Source organism: Isoptericola sp. Y541 (assembly GCF_059445465.1).
Genome location: NZ_JCAIUJ010000001.1, coordinates 863,671 through 881,214, shown reverse-complemented (window position 1 = coordinate 881,214; position 17,544 = coordinate 863,671). Strand labels below are relative to the sequence as shown.

Annotated in this window: 18 protein-coding genes; 14 read left to right on the top strand and 4 right to left on the bottom strand. The window is 73.3% G+C overall.

The window, feature by feature from the left end; genetic code table 11:
• Window positions 1–51 precede the first annotated feature (51 nt).
• The gene (locus AC1C2V_RS03970; protein WP_495388257.1) at window positions 52–1,077 is read left to right on the top strand and encodes a DUF4037 domain-containing protein; all 1,026 of its coding nucleotides are present in this window, start codon (window positions 52–54) and stop codon (window positions 1,075–1,077) included.
• 122 nt (window positions 1,078–1,199) lie between these two features.
• On the opposite strand, the gene phoU is transcribed toward AC1C2V_RS03970, so the two are convergent.
• Complete coding sequence (gene phoU / locus AC1C2V_RS03965; RefSeq protein WP_495388256.1) at window positions 1,200–1,865, bottom strand: phosphate signaling complex protein PhoU; 666 nt, start codon at window positions 1,863–1,865, stop codon at window positions 1,200–1,202.
• A 172-nt stretch (window positions 1,866–2,037) separates the two neighbouring features.
• Here phoU and AC1C2V_RS03960 point away from each other — a divergent pair, with 172 nt between their 5' ends.
• From AC1C2V_RS03960 to pstB, 7 genes are all read left to right on the top strand, one after another.
• Window positions 2,038–3,267: a sensor histidine kinase gene (locus AC1C2V_RS03960; protein ID WP_495388255.1), complete on the top strand. Its 1,230-nt coding sequence runs from the start codon at window positions 2,038–2,040 to the stop codon at window positions 3,265–3,267.
• A complete protein-coding gene (locus AC1C2V_RS03955; RefSeq protein ID WP_495388254.1) occupies window positions 3,264–3,980 on the top strand; it encodes a response regulator transcription factor in 717 nt (238 codons plus the stop codon). Before AC1C2V_RS03960 ends, AC1C2V_RS03955 begins: the two co-directional genes overlap by 4 nt.
• Window positions 3,981–4,152: 172 nt before the next feature.
• Window positions 4,153–5,265 (top strand): phosphate ABC transporter substrate-binding protein PstS, encoded by a 1,113-nt coding sequence (pstS, locus tag AC1C2V_RS03950; protein ID WP_495388253.1) that lies wholly within the window; start codon window positions 4,153–4,155, stop codon window positions 5,263–5,265.
• Window positions 5,266–5,278: 13 nt separating this feature from the next.
• Window positions 5,279–5,437, top strand: coding sequence for a hypothetical protein (locus tag AC1C2V_RS03945; RefSeq protein ID WP_495388252.1), 159 nt, complete (start codon window positions 5,279–5,281; stop codon window positions 5,435–5,437).
• Entirely contained in the window at window positions 5,434–6,423 is a 990-nt protein-coding gene (pstC, locus tag AC1C2V_RS03940) for a phosphate ABC transporter permease subunit PstC (RefSeq protein WP_495388251.1), read from the top strand. Before AC1C2V_RS03945 ends, pstC begins: the two co-directional genes overlap by 4 nt.
• Complete coding sequence (gene pstA, locus AC1C2V_RS03935) at window positions 6,423–7,382, top strand: phosphate ABC transporter permease PstA (protein ID WP_495388250.1); 960 nt, start codon at window positions 6,423–6,425, stop codon at window positions 7,380–7,382. The genes pstC and pstA overlap by 1 nt, the downstream gene beginning before the upstream one ends.
• 44 nt (window positions 7,383–7,426) lie before the next feature.
• Window positions 7,427–8,206, top strand: coding sequence for a phosphate ABC transporter ATP-binding protein PstB (gene pstB / locus AC1C2V_RS03930; protein WP_495388249.1), 780 nt, complete (start codon window positions 7,427–7,429; stop codon window positions 8,204–8,206).
• A gap of 10 nt (window positions 8,207–8,216) precedes the next feature.
• Here pstB and AC1C2V_RS03925 read toward each other — a convergent pair whose 3' ends face one another.
• On the bottom strand, window positions 8,217–8,708 hold the full coding sequence (locus AC1C2V_RS03925; RefSeq protein WP_495388248.1) for a hypothetical protein: 492 nt from the start codon (window positions 8,706–8,708) through the stop codon (window positions 8,217–8,219).
• Window positions 8,709–8,984: 276 nt separating this feature from the next.
• On the opposite strand from AC1C2V_RS03925, the gene AC1C2V_RS03920 reads away from it, so the two are divergent.
• From AC1C2V_RS03920 to ispF, 3 genes are all read left to right on the top strand, one after another.
• Window positions 8,985–9,467 carry a CarD family transcriptional regulator gene (locus tag AC1C2V_RS03920; RefSeq protein WP_079570762.1) on the top strand — a complete coding sequence of 161 codons (483 nt, stop codon included), beginning with the start codon at window positions 8,985–8,987 and terminating at the stop codon, window positions 9,465–9,467.
• Window positions 9,468–9,549: 82 nt separating this feature from the next.
• Window positions 9,550–10,278 carry a 2-C-methyl-D-erythritol 4-phosphate cytidylyltransferase gene (ispD, locus tag AC1C2V_RS03915; protein ID WP_495388247.1) on the top strand — a complete coding sequence of 243 codons (729 nt, stop codon included), beginning with the start codon at window positions 9,550–9,552 and terminating at the stop codon, window positions 10,276–10,278.
• Entirely contained in the window at window positions 10,275–10,820 is a 546-nt protein-coding gene (ispF, locus tag AC1C2V_RS03910) for a 2-C-methyl-D-erythritol 2,4-cyclodiphosphate synthase (RefSeq protein ID WP_495388246.1), read from the top strand. The genes ispD and ispF overlap by 4 nt, the downstream gene beginning before the upstream one ends.
• A gap of 70 nt (window positions 10,821–10,890) precedes the next feature.
• Here the strand turns inward: ispF and AC1C2V_RS03905 are convergent, their stop codons facing one another.
• Window positions 10,891–12,255 carry a D-arabinono-1,4-lactone oxidase gene (locus AC1C2V_RS03905; RefSeq protein ID WP_495388445.1) on the bottom strand — a complete coding sequence of 455 codons (1,365 nt, stop codon included), beginning with the start codon at window positions 12,253–12,255 and terminating at the stop codon, window positions 10,891–10,893.
• Window positions 12,256–12,408: 153 nt separating this feature from the next.
• On the opposite strand from AC1C2V_RS03905, the gene AC1C2V_RS03900 reads away from it, so the two are divergent.
• From AC1C2V_RS03900 to rlmB, 3 genes are all read left to right on the top strand, one after another.
• A complete protein-coding gene (locus AC1C2V_RS03900; protein ID WP_495388245.1) occupies window positions 12,409–13,614 on the top strand; it encodes an alanine racemase in 1,206 nt (401 codons plus the stop codon).
• Between the two features lie 24 nt (window positions 13,615–13,638).
• Window positions 13,639–15,063: a cysteine--tRNA ligase gene (gene cysS / locus AC1C2V_RS03895; protein ID WP_495388244.1), complete on the top strand. Its 1,425-nt coding sequence runs from the start codon at window positions 13,639–13,641 to the stop codon at window positions 15,061–15,063.
• Window positions 15,064–15,133: 70 nt separating this feature from the next.
• A complete protein-coding gene (gene rlmB / locus AC1C2V_RS03890) occupies window positions 15,134–16,126 on the top strand; it encodes a 23S rRNA (guanosine(2251)-2'-O)-methyltransferase RlmB (RefSeq protein ID WP_495388243.1) in 993 nt (330 codons plus the stop codon).
• 104 nt (window positions 16,127–16,230) lie between these two features.
• Here rlmB and AC1C2V_RS03885 read toward each other — a convergent pair whose 3' ends face one another.
• Window positions 16,231–17,535, bottom strand: a complete 1,305-nt coding sequence (locus AC1C2V_RS03885) for a DUF4032 domain-containing protein (protein WP_495388242.1) — start codon at window positions 17,533–17,535, stop codon at window positions 16,231–16,233.
• Between the last annotated feature and the right edge of the window lie 9 nt (window positions 17,536–17,544).

Here is a 17,544-nt window from a genome sequence, read left to right as displayed (position 1 = left end):
CGGGGTGTGTGCCCGACGGCTGCCGCGGGCGGCTGCTGGCACCATGGCCGCGTGACCACCGGCATCGGCCTCGCGCGGGCCTACTACGACGACGTCGTCCGACCCCTGCTCGACGCCTGGCGGCCCGGGCTGCCGCACGCGGCGGCGCGGCTGGGCAGCGGCTCGGACGTGCTGGGGCTCGACGACGAGACGTCGCGCGATCACGACTGGGGGCTGCGGCTCACGCTGCTCGTCGACGCGGGGGACGTTGCCGCCGTCGATGCGCACCTCGAGGCCACACTCCCGGCCGAGCACGCAGGCCTGCCGGTCCGGTTCGCGACCACCTGGGACCCCGTGGTGCGGCAGCGGGTCGAGGTGGCGACGCCGCGGGACTTCGCCCGCTCGCGGCTCGGGCTTGACCCGACGACCGAGCTCGACGGCGCCGGCTGGCTCGCACTGACCGGGCAGTCCGTGCTGGAGGTGACGGCGGGCCCGGTGTTCCACGACGGCGTCGGCGAGCTCACCGCGATCCGGGATCTCCTCCGCTGGTACCCCGACGGCCTGTGGTTGCACGTGCTCTCCGCCGAGTGGGCGCGCGTCGGGCGGGAGCTGCCGTTCGTCGGGCGCACCGGCGCGCGGGGCGACGACGTCGGGTCGCGGGTCCTCGCGGCCCGGCTGGCGGGCTCGCTCCTGCGGCTCGGCCTGCTGCTGGAGCGTCGGTGGCCGCCCTACCCGAAGTGGCTCGGGACGGCGTTCGCCGGCACGGGGGCCGCGGCGACCGCGGGCCCGCACCTCGAGCGGGCGCTCGCGGCGGCGTCCTGGCGGGACCGCGACGCCGCCCTCGGCGACGCCTGCGACGCCCTGCATGAGCGGCAGCGCGCCCTCGGGCTCCCCGCGCTCGATGGGCGCGTGACCGAGCCCTTCTACGACCGCCCGTTCCGCGGCCTCCGTGGCGTCCCGGAGCTGCTCCAGAGCGCCGCGGGCGACGCCGTGCGCGGCCTCCCCGCGGCCGCTGAGCAGTGGGTGGACGCGGTCGACGTCCTGACGGATCCCCGCGCTCGCGTCGCACTCACCCGCCGGATGGCTGGGGCGGAGTAGGCCGGGATCCCTTGTCGCGAGGCGCGCCATCCGGTCGCTCGTTCCTCGCGACCTCCCGCCAGGCCCGACCGGCCTTGCGACAAGAGATCCCGGCCCACGCCGCGTCGTTCAGGCGCCGGCCTTCAGGCGTCGGTGTGCGCGTGCTCCGACTCGAAGTCGCCCGTGACGAGGAAGGTGATGCGGCGCGCGACGGAGACGCCGTGGTCGCCGAACCGCTCGTAGTACCGGCCGAGCAGGGTGACGTCGATCGTCTCCTGCGCCGAGCCGGGCCACTCGGGGTCCAGCGTCGCGGCGAAGGTGTCCTGGTGCAGGGCGTCCAGGAGGTCGTCGTCCTGCTCCACCTCGGCGGCGAGGGCGACGTCGCGCGTGGCGAGCAGCGCCGTCGTGCGCTGGGCGACGTGCACCGCGGCGCCGTGCATCTTGACGAACGTCTCGCGCGCCGGGGCGGGCACGGCCTGGGCGGGGTAGCGGCCGCGCGCGATCTCGGCGACGTGCCGGGCGAGGTCGCCCATCCGCTCGAGGGTCGCGCTGATGCGCAGCGCCGAGATGACGACGCGCAGGTCGGTGGCCACGGGCGCCTGCTGCGCAAGCAGGTAGACGCAGCGCTCGTCGAGCTCGCTCTCGAGCCGGTCGATGGCGTGGTCGGAGGCGATGACCTCCTGCGCCAGCTGGTGGTCGGCCTCGAGCAGGGCGTCGCCCGCCCGCCGGATCGCCGACTCGACGAGCCGGCTCATCTCGATCAGGTCGTCGCCTACCTGGCGCAGCTCGGCCTCGAAGATCTCTCGCATAGCAGTCCTCTTCTGGTGTGGGGGGTCCGCGGTCAGCCTGACACGCGCCGTGGACGCGCCGTGGGCCGTCAGGTGAACGCCGGACGGGCCGAAGGTGAACAATGGACGACGGCTCGCTGAGCAGTTCCGCTCCGCGACGATTGCGAGGCGCCCGGCGACCTAGGCTGCAGCTGTGGACGGAATCATCCAGGGCGTGACCGCGGTGGTCGCGGGCATCTTCGGCGTGGTGGTGGGCGTGATCGCAACTCTCGCCTTCCGCTTCTCCGAGCGCGCCCAGCGGCGCTCGCCCGAGGCGCCTTCCGCCGAGCTCGACGAGGGCCTCGTCCGGGTGCTCGCGGTGCTGCGTTCCGCCGCCGTCGTCCTGGACGGCGAGGACGACGTGGTGCGGGCGTCCCCGCCGGCCTACGCGCTGGGGGTGGTGCGCAACGACGCCCTTGCGCACCCGGCGATCATCGACCTGGTGGGGGAGGTGCGCCGCGACGGGGTGATCCGCGAGAAGGAACTCGAGCTGCCACGCGGCCCGATCGGCTCCGGCACGGTGTTGCTGCAGGTGCGGGTGGCGCCGGTGGGCCCGGACAAGCTGCTGGTGCTCGCGGAGGACCGCACGGAGGCGCGGCGCGTGGAGGCCATCCGCCGCGACTTCGTGGTCAACGTGTCGCACGAGCTGAAGACGCCGGTGGGCGCGCTCGCCCTGCTGGCCGAGACGGTGCAGGACGCCGCGGACGACCCGGTGGCCGTGCGGCGGTTCTCCGAGCGGATGCAGGCCGAGGCGACCCGGCTGTCGGCCCTGGTGCAGGAGATCATCGAACTGTCGCGCCTGCAGGTCGCGGGCGCGCTGCAGGAGGTCGACGCCATCCGGGTCCGGGCCGTCGTCGAGGAGGCCGTGGACCGGGCGCGCACGACGGCCCAGGGCAAGAACATCGCGATCACGGTGGGCGGCACGGTCGACGTCCTCGTCTACGGGGACCACAACCTGCTGGTGACGGCCGTGCGCAACCTGCTCGACAACGCCGTCGCCTACTCGCCGGAGAACACCCGGGTCGGGGTGGGCGTGCGCGAGCGGGACGGCCTCGTGGAGATCGACGTCGTGGACCAGGGCGTCGGCATCGCGGCAGACGAGCAGGACCGTGTCTTCGAGCGCTTCTACCGCGTGGACCCGGCGCGCTCGCGCGACACCGGCGGCACCGGACTCGGCCTGAGCATCGTCAAGCACGTCGCGGCGGACCACGGCGGCGACGTGCAGATGTGGTCGGAGCCCGGCAAAGGCTCCACGTTCACCCTGAGGATCCCCGCAGCCGACCTGCCGGACGAGCTCCCGCACGAGCGCGGGGGCCAGGACGACACCCAGCACGAACCCCAGCCCAGCACCCATGGCACGACGGACGAGGAGGTAGGCGCGTGACGCGCATCCTGGTGGTCGAGGACGAGGAGTCCTACCGGGACCCCCTGACATATCAGCTCACCCGTGAGGGCTTCGAGGTCGTGGAGGCCTCGAACGGGGTCGACGCGCTCGCCGCCTACGACGACGGCGGGGCGGACCTGGTGCTGCTCGACCTCATGCTCCCCGGCCTGTCCGGCACGGAGGTGTGCCGCGAGCTGCGCCAGCGCGGCGACGTGCCCGTCATCATGCTCACCGCGAAGGACTCCGAGATCGACAAGGTCGTGGGCCTCGAGCTGGGTGCAGACGACTACGTCACCAAGCCCTACTCGTTCCGGGAGCTGCTGGCGCGCATGCGGGCGGTCATGCGCCGGCGCGGGCCCGGCGCGCCGGAAGCGAGCGCGGGCGGCCATGACGACGACGGCGAGCCCCTGCTCGAGGTCGGCCCCGTCCGCATGGACGTGGAGCGGCACACGGTGATGGTGGGCGGCGACCAGGTGTCGCTGCCGCTGAAGGAGTTCGACCTGCTCGAGCTGCTGCTGCGCAACGCGGGCCGCGTCCTCACCCGCGGGCAGCTCATCGACCGGGTCTGGGGCGCCGACTACGTGGGCGACACGAAGACGCTCGACGTTCACGTGAAGCGCATCCGCTCCAAGATCGAGCCCGACCCGGGCTCGCCGCAGCTGCTTCTCACCGTGCGGGGGCTGGGCTACAAGTTCGCCGACGGGGGCGCCTGACGCGCTGAGGTAGTTCGAAAAACTACCTCGGCGCTGCGCGACGAGCCGCCCTGCACTGTTCACCCGTCGTTCATCTGCTCCTGGGCCCCGGGCCACCTTGCCTGCCTAGCGTTCCAGACGAACGCCGGCACACCGCCGGCGCCACCTCCGCGTGAACAGGATGGAACGACACGTGAAGCTCAGCCGATACTCCCGTGCTGGAAGTGCCCTCGCGGTCGGCGCGCTGGCACTGGCCCTCGCCGCGTGCGGCTCGGACCCGGAGGCGCCCGGTGCGGAGTCGTCCGACGGTGCGACCGACTCCGGGGCGGTCTCGCTCTCGGGCGAGCTCAGCGGCGGCGGGGCGTCGTCGCAGGAGTCCGCCATGGAGGCATGGCGTGCCGGGTTCCAGCAGGCCAACCCTGACGCGACCGTCAACTACGACCCCGTCGGTTCCGGCGGCGGCCGCACCGGCTTCGGCGACGGCACCTACGCGTTCGCCGGCTCCGACGCCGCGCTCGAGGACGACGAGCTGACCGCCGCCGAGGCCCAGTGCGGCGCGGGCGGCGTCATCGAGTTCCCGGGCTACGTGAGCCCGATCGCCGTCGCCTTCAACCTGCCCGGCGTGGACTCGCTCAACCTCACGCCGGACGTCATCGCCCAGATCTTCGCGGGCGAGATCACGACGTGGGACGACGGCGCGATCGCCGCCGACAACGCGGACGTCGAGCTGCCGGACACGAAGATCACCGTGGTGCACCGCTCCGACGAGTCGGGCACGACGGAGAACTTCCAGGACTACCTCGCGGCCGCGGCGCCCGACTCGTGGGACCACGAGCCCGAGGGCGTCTGGCCGATCGACGGCCAGGAGTCCGCGCAGGGCACCTCCGGCGTCGTCTCCGCCGCGCAGTCGGGCGAGGGCACCATCACGTACGCCGACGCGTCGCAGGTCTCCGACCTCGGCACGGTTGCGGTCGGCGTGGGCGACGAGTTCGTGCCGTACAGCGCCGAGGCCGCCGCGGAGGTCGTGGCCGAGTCGCCGCGCACCGAGGGCACCGCCGAGGGCATCTACTCGATCGACCTCGAGCGCGACATCCCCGGCACCTACCCGATCGTCCTGGTGTCGTACTCCCTGGCGTGCGGCACCTACGCCGACGAGGCCACGGCCGAGCTGGTCAAGGGCTTCATGGGCTACCTCGTCAGCGAGGAGGGCCAGCAGGCCGCCGCCGACGCCGCAGGCTCGGCGCCGCTGTCGTCGGACATCCGCGACGCGGTGCTGCCGTCGATCGAGGCGATCGCGGCGGGCTGACCGTCCTCGCTGGTTGAGCCTTCGAAACCAGGGCCTCGGTGTCGACAGGCTCAACCAGCGGTGTCGACAGGCTCAACCAGCGGTGTCGACAGGCTCAACCAGCGGTGTCGACAGGCTCAACCAGCGGTTCCACAGGCTCAACCAGCAGCTGCAGCACGAGGAGTACGCGTGACCACCACCGTCAGCCCGCCCGCGGAGCGGGCGCCGGGTCGACGTCGCCGTCGTCGCACCACCGACCGGGGCTTCAACCGGGCCTTCCGCTGGATCGCCGTCGGGGCCGGCGTCCTGATCCTCGCCGTGCTGGCCGCCGTCGCGGTGTTCCTGCTGCAGCAGGCGTGGCCGGCGCTGACCGCAGGCTCCGACGAGCTGGCGGCCGCGGTGCCGCGCTACCCGGACGACACGTCGCTGCTGGCCTACGTCGGCCCGCTCGTGTTCGGCACGCTGCTCGCCGCCGCCCTCGCGCTCGCCATCGCCACGCCCGTCGCGATGGGGATCGCGCTGTTCATCTCGCACTACGCGCCGCCGCGGCTGTCCCAGGTGCTCGGCTACCTGGTGGACCTGCTGGCCGCGGTCCCGTCGGTCATCTACGGCCTCTGGGGCATCTTCGTGCTGGGGCCGGCCGCCCTGCCGCTGTGGGAGTGGCTGGGCGAGGTGTTCGGCTGGTTCCCGCTCTTCGCCGGCCCCGTGTCGCCGACGTCACGCGTGCTGGCGACCGTCACGGTGGTGCTCGCGGTGATGATCCTGCCGATCATTACCGCCGTGGCCCGCGAGGTATTCCTCCAGACGCCGAAGCTGCACGAAGAGGCCGCGCTCGCGCTCGGCGCCACTCGCTGGGAGGTGGTGCGTATCGCGGTGCTGCCGTTCGGCCGCTCGGGCGTCATCTCCGCCGCGATGCTGGGCCTGGGCCGTGCGCTCGGCGAGACGATGGCCGTGCTGATGATCCTGTCGCCCGGGTTCCTCTACTCGTTCCGGATCCTCGACAGCGCCCAGCAGCAGACCATCGCCGCGTACATCGCGCTGGACTTCCCCGAGGCGAGCGGCCTCGCGGTGAACACGCTGATCGCCACCGGCCTCGTGCTGTTCGTCATCACGCTGGCAGTCAACATGGGCGCCCGCGCGATCGTGGCGCGCCGCAAGGAATTCTCGGGGGCCAACTGATGAGCACGACCGCGACCGTGGACCCCACGGACGCCACCGCGCGCACGCGCGCCCTGCTGTCCGCCCCCGACCGGGGCCGCCGGCGCACCGACCGGACCATGACCGTGCTGATCTGGGGGGCCTTCGTCCTGGCGATGGCCCCGCTGGCCTCGCTCATCTGGACGGTCGTGTCCAGCGGGGCCGCCCGCGTCAGCCTCGACTTCCTCTCGCTGTCGATGCGCAACATCTTCGGTGGCGACCCGGGCGGTGGCATCTACCACGCCATCATGGGCACGCTGATCATCACAGGCCTGGCCACGGTGATCTCGGTGCCGATCGGCCTGCTGGCCGCCATCTACCTGGTGGAGTACGGCAAGGGCGTTCTCGCCCGCGCGGTGACGTTCTTCGTCGACGTCATGACGGGCATCCCGTCGATCGTGGCCGGCCTGTTCGCCGTCTCCCTGTTCACGCTCGTGCTCGGGCCGGGCGTGCGCATGGGGGTCATCGGCGCCGTCGCGCTGTCCGTGCTGATGATCCCGGTGGTGGTGCGCTCTTGCGAGGAGATGCTCAAGCTGGTGCCGAACGAGCTGCGGGAGGCGTCGTACGCCCTGGGCGTGCCCAAGTGGCTCACGATCGTCAAGGTCGTGCTGCGCACCTCCCTCGCCGGCCTGACCACCGGCATCCTGCTCGCCGTGGCCCGCGTCATCGGCGAGACGGCGCCCCTGCTCGTGACCGTCGGGGTCACCGACTCGATCAACTTCGACCCCTTCGAGGGCCGGATGATGACGCTGCCGGTCTTCGCCTACCGCCAGTACAGCCAGGGCCTGGCCACCTGCCCCGGCGGCGAGTCGGCCTCGTGCGTGGCCGACATCGCGATCCAGAACGCGTGGGGCGCGGCGCTCGTGCTCATCGTCCTGGTGCTCGCGCTCAACCTCATCGGCCGGCTGGTGAACCGCTGGTTCTCCCCGAAGCTGCGCTGACGCGCAGCCGCCGCCCGCCGCAGCCCACCAGAAAGAGACAGACGATGGCACAGCGCATCGACGTGTTGGACCTGAACATCTACTACGGCGACTTCCTCGCCGTGCAGGACGTGTCGATGACGATCGACCCGAAGTCCGTGACGGCGCTCATCGGCCCGTCCGGGTGCGGCAAGTCGACGTTCCTGCGCACTCTCAACCGGATGCACGAGGTGATCCCGGGCGCCCGCGTCGACGGCACGGTCGAGATGGAGGGTGTCGACCTCTATGGGGACGGCATCGACCCGGTGGCCGTGCGTCGCAGCGTGGGGATGGTCTTCCAGCGGCCCAACCCGTTCCCGACGATGTCGATCCGCGACAACGTGCTGGCGGGCGTGAAGCTCAACAACCGGCGGATCAGCCGGTCGGACGCCGACGAGATGGTGGAGAGCTCGCTGCGCGGCGCGAACCTGTGGAACGAGGTCAAGGACCGGCTGGAGCGCCCGGGGTCGAGTCTCTCCGGCGGCCAGCAGCAGCGCCTGTGCATCGCCCGCGCCATCGCGGTGAAGCCGCAGGTGCTCCTGATGGACGAGCCGTGCTCGGCGCTCGACCCGATCTCGACCCTCGCGATCGAGGACCTCATCGGCGACCTCAAGCAGGACTACACGATCGTCATCGTCACGCACAACATGCAGCAGGCGGCCCGCGTCAGCGACCGGACGGGGTTCTTCAACATCGCCGGCACCGGCAAGCCCGGCCGGCTCATCGAGATGAACGAGACGTCGACGATCTTCTCCTCGCCCGCGGAGCAGGCCACCGAGGACTACGTGTCCGGCCGCTTCGGGTGAGGCCGACGGGTCAAAGGTCCTCGAGCTCGAGCACGTAGGGCTCGTACTCCGGCAGGGTGCCGTCCAGGACCGGCAGGTCGAATTCCTGGTCCTCGCCGGCGCCCGACAGCAGCGCCTCGACGTCGCCGCCCGGGGGCGCGAGGACCGGGTCGACGAACACGTCCACGACGCGGTCGCTGTCCTGGTCGGCGTTCAGATAGATCGTCTGGCCGGCGGGGACGTCGATGCTCAGCGGCTCGGTGCCCTCGACCGCGAGCACGAAGCTCACCTCCTCGGCAGAGTCGTTCGCCAGCGCACCCAGCACCGCGCCCGGCTCGCCCTCGGCCGGGGTGACGACCAGGAGGTTGATGCCGCGGACCTGGGTGGTGAGGTTGACGAGCGCGCCGTCCGACGGGGCGTACGGCAAGGTCGTGATCGTGGGGGAGCAGGCGGCCAGCAGCAGGGCGCCCGCCATGACGCTGGCGGCGGCGGCGATGCGTGCGGGGCGGGCGGAGCGAGACACGTGCTCTCCTTCGAAGGCGTCGGCTCGCGGGGCTCGGGAGGCCTCACGGGCACGGGGCATCAGGGTCGACCCGCGCCGTGCGCGGTTCGGGGGCGGGCCTGCAGAGAGCCCGGGGACATCCTAACGATGCGGGACGGGTGGTGCGTGTCCAATGCCGTTAGCAGGCCTCTGACCTGCGGATATGTAGTCGCATGGCGCCACACGTGCCCCCGCGGGCGGCCCGGGTGTCAGGACCCGCGTGATAGAATCGGCGACTGGGAAAGGGGACATCTGCAGATGACGTTCACAGTAGGCGAGACGGTTGTCTACCCGCATCACGGCGCCGCGCTGATCGAGGAGATCAAGACGCGCAAGATCCGTGGCGAGGAAAAGATGTACCTCAAGCTCAAGGTTGCCCAGGGCGACCTGACGATCGAGGTCCCGGCGGAGAACGTCGACCTCGTCGGCGTACGCGACGTGGTGGACCAGCAGGGGCTGGACCGCGTCTTCGAGGTGCTGCGCGCGCCGTACACGGAGGAGCCGACCAACTGGTCCCGCCGGTACAAGGCGAACCTCGAGAAGCTCGCGTCCGGCGACGTGATCAAGGTCGGCGAGGTCGTGCGCGACCTGTCGCGCCGCGACGCCGACCGCGGCCTCTCCGCCGGCGAGAAGCGCATGCTCGCCAAGGCTCGACAGATCCTCGAGTCAGAGGTCGCGCTCGCCGAGGGCGTCGACGAGGAGAAGGCCGGCGCCATCATCGACGAGGTGCTTGCCTCCTGAGACTCCGGGCCACGAGCGCTCGACGACGGCGACCCCCGGCATCGGCCGGGGGTCGCCGTCGTCGTTCCGGTACCGTGACGCCGTGACGACGCTCGCGATCCTGACCGCCGCGGGATCGGGGACCCGGCTCGGCCGCGACCTGCCCAAGGCGTGGGTCGACCTGGCCGGCTTCCCCCTCGTGCTCCACGCCGCCCGCCGCCTCGCCGCGTCCGGGGTCGTCGACGCGCTGGTCGTCACCTGCCCGTCCGGGCTCGACGCGGCCGTACGGGACGTCATCACGCAGGACCCCCGGGTGCGGCTCCCGGTCCGGGTGGTCGTGGGCGGCTCGACCCGTCAGGCGTCCGTCGCCGCCGGGCTCGCCCTCGCCGGTCCGGACGACGACGTGGTGCTCGTCCACGACGCAGCCCGCCCCCTCGCCCCGCCCGACCTGGTGCGCCGGGTCGTCGACGCCGTCCGGGCCGGTCACGGCGCCGTGGTGCCCGGCCTGCCCGTCACAGACACGGTCAAGCGAGTCGCCCCGTCGGGCGCGACGGGCCCGGGCCCAGCCGTCGAGCGAGTCGAGGAGACGCCCGACCGGGCACTGCTCCGCGCCGTGCAGACCCCGCAGGGCTTCGACCGGGCCCTGCTGGACCGCGCGCACGAGCTCGGGGCCCGCGCGGAGGCAGCGGGTCGGGCCGCGACGGACGACGCGGGCCTCGTCGAGGCGCTCGGGGAGCTCGTGCACGTCGTCGCGGGCGACGAGGCCGCCATGAAGATCACCACGGAGCGGGACCTGCTGGTGGCGGGTCTGCTCCTCGAGGAGGAGTCGTGACCGTGCCGGCACCCACCACGCCGCCGACGCCGCCCCTGCCGCGCACCGGCCTCGGCGTCGACGTGCACGCCTACGCCCCGGAGGGCTCCGACCGCGAGCTGTGGCTGGGAGGCCTGCGCTGGCCCGGCGAGCGGCCGCTGGCCGGGCACTCGGACGCGGACGTCGCGGCCCACGCCGCCGCCGACGCCCTGTTCTCCGCCGCCGGCATCGGCGACCTGGGCAGTCACTTCGGCACCAGCGAGCCCCGGTGGGCGGGCGCGGCCGGCACAGTCCTGCTCGCGGAGGCCGCCCGTCGCGTGCGGGAGGCGGGCTTCGAGATCGGCAACGTCGCCGTCCAGGTGGTCGGCAACCGGCCCAAGGTCGGCCCCCGCCGGGCCGAGGCCGAGGCCATGCTCACCGAGGCCGCCGGGGCGCCGGTGTCCCTCAGCGCCACCACGACCGACGGCCTCGGGCTCACCGGCCGCGGCGAGGGCGTCGCCGCGATCGCCACGGCGCTCGTCGTCCCGCTTTGCCGAGATAGAGAGGGCAGACCCGCGAGATAGAGAGGCTCGGACGGGTCCGCCACCGGTGGCGGACCCGTCCGAGCCTCTCTATCTCGCGGGTCTGCCCTCTCTATCTCGGCAAGGAACCGAGGGCCGCGTCGGTGTAGTCGTTGCGGAACACGCCGTCGGGGTCGACGGCGGCGCGGACGCGGGCGACGTCGTCCAGGGGGTAGTGCGCGGCCAGGTCGGCGGCGGTGCGGGTGTGCAGCTTGCCCCAGTGCGGGCGTCCGCCGCCGGCGACGAAGATCTGCTCGGCGGCGCTGAAGTAGCGCTGGTGCGGCATCGCCGCGTACTGGTGCACTGCCACGTACGCGGTGTCGCGGCCGTGCGCGGTGGACAGCCAGACGTCGTCGGCGGCGGCGAAGCGCACCTCGACGGGGAAGGGCACGGGCTCGCCGGAGGCGCGCAGCCAGGAGTCGAGCTCGTCGAGGACGGCGGGCAGCGCGGCGCGCGGCAGGGCGTACTCCATCTCGACGAAGCGCACCCGCCGGCGGGTGATGAACACGTCGACCGACGGCGCCACATATGTCTTGGCGCCGAGGGCACGCGCGCTGACCGCGTTGAGCCGGGGCACCAGGCCGGGAGCGGCGAGGGCGAGCCGGTTCACCACCTCGAACGCGCCGTTGGACAGCAGCTCCTCGTCCAGCAGCGCGCGGGCGCGGGCCCCCGCGGTGCGCAGCGCGCCGCCGACGCCGGCCCGCGCCGTCGCCCAGGCGTCGATCTCCGCGGGCGTGGCGCGGTTGTTCCGCTTCGTCAGCGCCCGCCGGGTGCCGGGGAACCAGTAGAACTCCGCGTGGTCGTTGTCGTCGACGTAGTCGTCGAGCTGCTCGAGCACGCGGTCCAGCGGCCACGGCTCCTCCTCGGCGCGCAGCCAGAACGCCGGCACCACCTCGAGCGTCACGGCGGAGAGCACGCCCGCTGTCCCGAGGCCGAGCCGGGCCAGCTCGAAGAGCTCGCGCTCCGCGCCGCCGGGCTCGTCGTCGGCCGTCGCGGTCCGGACGACGCCGTCCGCGCCCACGACGCGCACCCCGCGCACCTGCGTCGCGAGCCCACCGAGGCGCGCCCCCGTGCCGTGCGTGCCGGTGGAGATCGCGCCGGCGACCGACTGTCGGTCGATGTCGCCGAGGTTGCGCATCGCGAGGCCGAGCACGGACAGCAGCCGGTTGAGGTCGTGCAGCCGGGTCCCGGCCCGCACCGTGACCAGGGAGGTGCCGGCGGGCTGCGGCACCACGGCCTCGATGCCGCGCAGGAGGTCGAGGTCGAGGTGCAGTCCGTCGGTGACGGCGGCGCCCGTGAACGAGTGGCCGGCGCCGATCGCCCGCACCCGCAACCCGCCGGCTGCGGCGTGCGCGACGGCGACGGCGAGCTCGCCCTCGTCGCGCGGCGTGGTGCGCTGCGCGGGCTGCCAGGTATGGGTGCGGCCCCAGGTGCGCAGCGGCGCGGCGGCCGCGGTGCGGTCGGTGGGGACACGTGTGCGGGCGACGTTGCTCGGGCTCACGGCGCACACTCTGCCACGGTGGGCCGCCCCGGCGGATCCCCCGGGGGGCGGAGATCCTGCGCTCGGCACCCGCCGGTGTAGCGTGCGGTCATGACCCCGACGGAGCGGTTGACCCGTGCGACGGCGCAGGTGACGGCGCCCCTGGCCGTGGTCGACCTCGACGCCTTCGACGCCAACGCGGCGGACCTGCGGCGCCGCGCCCGCGGGGTGCCCGTGCGGGTGGCGAGCAAGTCGGTGCGCGTGCGGTCTCTGGTGGGCAGGGCCCTCGACGCCGGGTTCTCGGGTGTCATGGCGTTCTCGCTGGCCGAGGCGTTGTGGCTCGTCCAGGAGGGGGTGCGCGACGTGCTCGTCGGGTACCCGACCGTGGACCGGGACGCCCTCGCCCGGCTCGCCGCCGACGTGCGCGGCCGGCGCGAGATCACGCTCATGGTGGACGACGTCGCGCAGCTCGTCCTGCTGCGCGCGGCGCTGCGCGACGCGCCACGGCCGGCCGGCACGAGCGCGGACGGGCTGCCCGACGTCGCCGTCTGCCTGGACGTGGATGCCTCGCTGCGGCTCACGGCCGGGCCGCTGCAGGTGCACCTCGGCACCCGCCGGTCCCCGCTGCGGAGCCCGGCCGACGTCGCGGCGCTCGCCCGGCATGTCGAGGGCGTGCCCGGGGCGCGGCTGCGCGGCCTGATGTTCTACGAGGCGCAGGTCGCCGGCCTGCCCGACACCAGCCCCGCCGTCCGGCTGGTGAAGCGGCTCTCCGTGCCCGACCTCGATCGGCGCCGCGGCGAGGTGCTCGTCGCGGTGCGCACGGCCGTCGGGCACGACGTCCCGCTGGTGAACTCGGGCGGCACCGGCTCGCTCGAGACGTCGTCGGCCGGCCCGGCCGTCACCGAGGTCACGGCCGGGTCCGGCCTGTTCGTGCCGGGGCTCTTCGACGGGTACCGGTCCTTCGACCCGCGCCCGGCCGCCTTCTTCGGGCTCGACGTGGCGCGGGTGCCCGGGCCCGGCTGGGCGACGGCGTTCGGCGGCGGGTACATCGCCTCGGGCCCCGCCGGCCGTTCGCGGCTGCCGCGCGTGGCGACGCCGGGGTGGGCGCTGACCGGCGCCGAGGGCGCCGGCGAGGTGATGACGCCGCTGCGCCGCCGCCCGGGCGCCCGGCCGCTCGCCGTCGGCGACCGCGTGTGGCTGCGCCACGCCAAGGCCGGCGAGCTCATGGAGCGGTTCGACGTCGTGCACCTGGTGCGCGGCGACGAGGTGGTGGACGTCGTGCCGACGTACCGGGGCGAGGGGCGCACCTTCGGCTGAGGGCCCGGCCGGTACGCTGGGCCGGTGACCCTGCGCCTGTACGACACCGCGACGCGCGACGTGCGCGACTTCGTCCCCCTGAATCCGGGTGAGGTCGGTATCTACCTGTGTGGCGCCACGGTCCAGGCCCCGCCCCACATCGGTCACCTCCGCCCCGCGATCGCCTTCGACGTGCTGCGCCGCTGGCTGGAGCGCTCGGGCCTGCGTGTCACGCTGATTCGCAACGTCACCGACATCGAGGACAAGATCCTCGCGAAGGCTGCCGCGGCCGGCGTCGACTGGTGGGCGCTCGCGGCCTCGCACGAGCGGATGTTCACGCGCGCCTACGACGCGCTCGGCGTCCTGCCCCCCACCTACGAGCCGCGTGCCACCGGGCAGGTGCCCGACATGGTCGAGCTCATGGAGCGGCTCGTGGAGCGCGGTCACGCGTACTCGACCGGCCCCGGCGACGTGTGGTTCGACGTGCGGTCGTGGCCTGCCTACGGCGAGCTCACGAAACAGCGCCTCAAGGACCTCAACCCGGAGCCGGGCGACGGTGACGTGGCGGCCGCCGCCAAGCACGACCCGCACGACTTCGCGCTGTGGAAGGCTCCCAAGCCGGGCGAGCCCGCCACCGCGTCGTGGGACACCCCGTTCGGCCGCGGCCGCCCGGGCTGGCACCTCGAGTGCTCCGCGATGGCGCGCCGCTTCCTGGGCGACGCGTTCGACATCCACGGCGGCGGCCTGGACCTGCGGTTCCCGCACCACGAGAACGAGCAGGCGCAGTCCCGCGCCGCGGGCTACGCGTTCGCGCAGCGCTGGATGCACTGCGCGTGGGTGACCCAGCAGGGCGTGAAGATGAGCAAATCGCTCGGCAACGGACTGCTCGTCTCGGAGCTGCTCGCGCAGGCGTCCGCGCCCGTGATCCGGTACGCGCTCGCGGCCGTGCATTACCGGTCGATGCTCGAGTGGTCGCCCGACACCCTCGACGAGGCGCGCGCCACGTGGGAGCGGCTCTCCGGCTTCGTGGAGCGGGCGACGGAGCGGGTCGGCGTCGTCCCTACCGAGGAGGTCGCGAAGGCCGAGCTGCCCGCGGCGTTCGTCGAGGCGATGGACGACGACCTCAACGTGCCCGCCGGCCTCGCCGTCGTGCACGAGCACCTGCGCGCCGGGAACAGTGCCCTCGCCTCGCGCGACGACGCCGCGGCGCGTGCCGCCCTCGTGGTGCTGCGGGGCATGCTCGACGTCCTCGGTCTGGACCCGGCCGACCCGCAGTGGGCGGTCGGCGCCGACGACTCGAAGGCCCGCGGTGCGCTCGACGCGCTGGTCGCCGCGGAGCTCGACGCCCGGATCGTCGCACGCGCCGACAAGGACTGGGCGACGAGCGACGCCATCCGGGACCGGCTCGCGGCTGCAGGGGTCGTCGTGCAGGACTCGGCGGACGGCGCTCGCTGGACGCTCACCGACTGACCCCCGCTGGTTGAGCCTGTCGAAACCAGGTCTCGACAGGCTCGACCTACGGAGAGAGAAGAGAGACACCATGGCAGGCAACACCCGGCGCCCCGGCGCCACCCGCAAGCCCGGCAGCAAGAAGGGCGCGCATGTCGGTACCGGCGGCCACAGCCGCAAGGGGCTGGAGGGCAGGGGCCCGACGCCGAAGGCCGAGGACCGCACCTACCACCCGGCGCACCAGCGCAAGGTCGCGACCGAGAAGCGCGAGACCGTCCAAGCGCAGAAGGGCGCAAGCAAGGGCGTCGTGCGCGGCACGCGCCGGCCGACGGGCGGTGCCGAGGTGGTCGCCGGGCGCAACGCGGTGCTCGAGGCGCTGCGCACCGACGTCCCGGTGACGGCGGTGCACCTGGCGTCGCGCATCGACCACGACGACCGCACGCGCGAGATCCTCGAGCTGGCCTCCGTGCGCAGCGTGCAGCTGCTCGAGGTCAGCCGCACCGAGCTCGACCACCTCACCGAGGGGTCCGTGCACCAGGGCGTCGCCGCGCAGGTGCCGCCGTACGACTACGCGGACGTCGAGGACCTGCTCGACGCCGCGGCCGAGGCGGGCGAGCCGCCGCTGATCATCGCGCTCGACGGCGTGACCGACCCCCGCAACCTCGGCGCCGTCCTGCGCTCGGCCGGTGCCTTCGGCGCCCACGGCGTCGTCGTGCCGTCGCGGCGGTCCGCCGGCGTGACTGCGTCCGCGTGGAAGGTGTCCGCCGGCGCGGCGGCGCGCGTGCCCGTGGCCAAGGTGACCAACCTGTCGCGCGCCCTGGCCGACCTGAAGAAGACCGGCGCGTTCGTCGTCGGCCTGGACGCGGGCGGCGACACCGAGGTGCGCGACCTCGCCTTCGCGACCGACCCACTCGTGCTCGTCGTCGGGTCCGAGGGCCATGGGCTGTCCCGCCTGGTCCGCGAGACCTGTGACGCCGTCGCCTCCATCCCCATCTCGTCGGACGTCGAGTCCCTCAACGCCGGCGTCGCCGCGGGGATCACCCTCTACGAGGTGGCCCAGGCCCGCCAGGCCGCCTCGAGATAGAGAACCCCGAGCCACGAGATAGAGAAGCTCGGACGGGTCCGCAACCGGTTGCGGACCCGTCCGAGCTTCTCTATCTCGCGGCTCGGGGTTCTCCAGCTCGAGGGTCAGGTGGAGAGGTGGAAGTGGTCGTCCTCGGGGGCGGCGTCAGGCTCGGCGGAGGAGGTGGAGGCGTCGGCCCCCGGGTCCTGCTCGCCGGGCGGGAGGCCGAGGAGGGCCTTCTCGTCAGGGCGGTGGCGCAGCACGTTCTCGACGTAGGACGCCGTGGCCTCCGGCATGGGGACGTCGCGTCCCGCCTGCTCGGAGATGAACCACCGGTGGTCGAGGATCTCGTGAAACAGCTGGGCCGGCTCGAGCTTGCGGCGCAGGTCCCGCGGCACGGCGCGGATGGTCGGCTGGAACACGTTCTGCGACCAGTCGTGCGCGACCATCTGCGGGTCGTCCTCCTGCCGGTCCGTGGCGGCCGTGTAGGAGTCGAGGTCGTTGAGCAGCCGGCGGGCCTGGTTGTCCTGCACGTCGAGGCCCGTGAGGCGGAACAGCCGGCGGGAGTGGTGGCCGGCGTCGACCACCTGTGGCTGGATGCGCACCGTGGTGCCGTCGATGTCGGTGGTGATCGACAGCTCGCCGACGTCGAAGCCCAGGTCGTTGAGCCGGTCGATGCGCGCGGCCACGCGCCAGCGGTCGCCGGCGTCGAACGACTCCACGCCGGTGAGCGCCTCCCACAGCTCGGCGTACCGGGAGACGAGCGCGTCGCCGATGCCGATCTCGTCCACCTCCTCGTCGAGCAGCTCGCCCGCCGAGAGGTCCATCAGCTCGCCGATGATGTTGGTCCGCGCGAGGTCGACGTCGTACTCGCGCTGCCCGCGCGAGAGCTCGCGGTGCAGGTCGCCGGTTTCGGCGTCGACCAGGTACGCGGCGAACTGGTGGGCGTCGCGCCGGAACAGGGTGTTGGACAGCGAGACGTCGCCCCAGTAGAAGCCCACGAGATGCACCCGCACCAGCAGGACCGCGAGCGCGTCGATGAGGCGGGTGGCCGTGTCGGGGCGCAGCGCCTGGCTGAAGACGGCGCGGTAGGGGAGCGAGAAGGCGAGGTGCTCGGTGACGAGGGCGGCCTCGAGCGGCTGGCCGTCGTCGTCGAGCCGACCGGTCACGACGCCGACCGGCCGGACCGCCGGGATCTCGAGCTTGCGCAGCTGGCGCAGCAGCTCGTACTCGCGGAAGGCGACGGACTCGCTGATCTCCTTGACCGCGAGCACGCGGCCCTCGAGCCGGACGAACCGCACGACGTGCCGGGAGATCCCGCGGGGGAGGGCGGCGAGCACGTCCGCCGGCCAGTCGACCAGCGGAGTCCGCCACGGCAGGTCGAGCAGCGCGGAGTCCGGCGTCGCCGAGGTGATCTGCAGCTGTTCCACGGCCCTCCT

Excerpts from the sequence above, each read along its gene's own strand:
- AC1C2V_RS03900 (WP_495388245.1), top strand. The coding sequence starts at position 12,409 with ATGACCCCGACGGAGCGGTTGACCCGTGCGACGGCGCAGGTGACGGCG.
- AC1C2V_RS03920 (WP_079570762.1), top strand. The coding sequence starts at position 8,985 with ATGACGTTCACAGTAGGCGAGACGGTTGTCTACCCGCATCACGGCGCC.
- pstA (WP_495388250.1), top strand. The coding sequence starts at position 6,423 with ATGAGCACGACCGCGACCGTGGACCCCACGGACGCCACCGCGCGCACG.
- pstB (WP_495388249.1), top strand. The coding sequence starts at position 7,427 with ATGGCACAGCGCATCGACGTGTTGGACCTGAACATCTACTACGGCGAC.
- phoU (WP_495388256.1), bottom strand. The coding sequence starts at position 1,865 with ATGCGAGAGATCTTCGAGGCCGAGCTGCGCCAGGTAGGCGACGACCTG.
- rlmB (WP_495388243.1), top strand. The coding sequence starts at position 15,134 with ATGGCAGGCAACACCCGGCGCCCCGGCGCCACCCGCAAGCCCGGCAGC.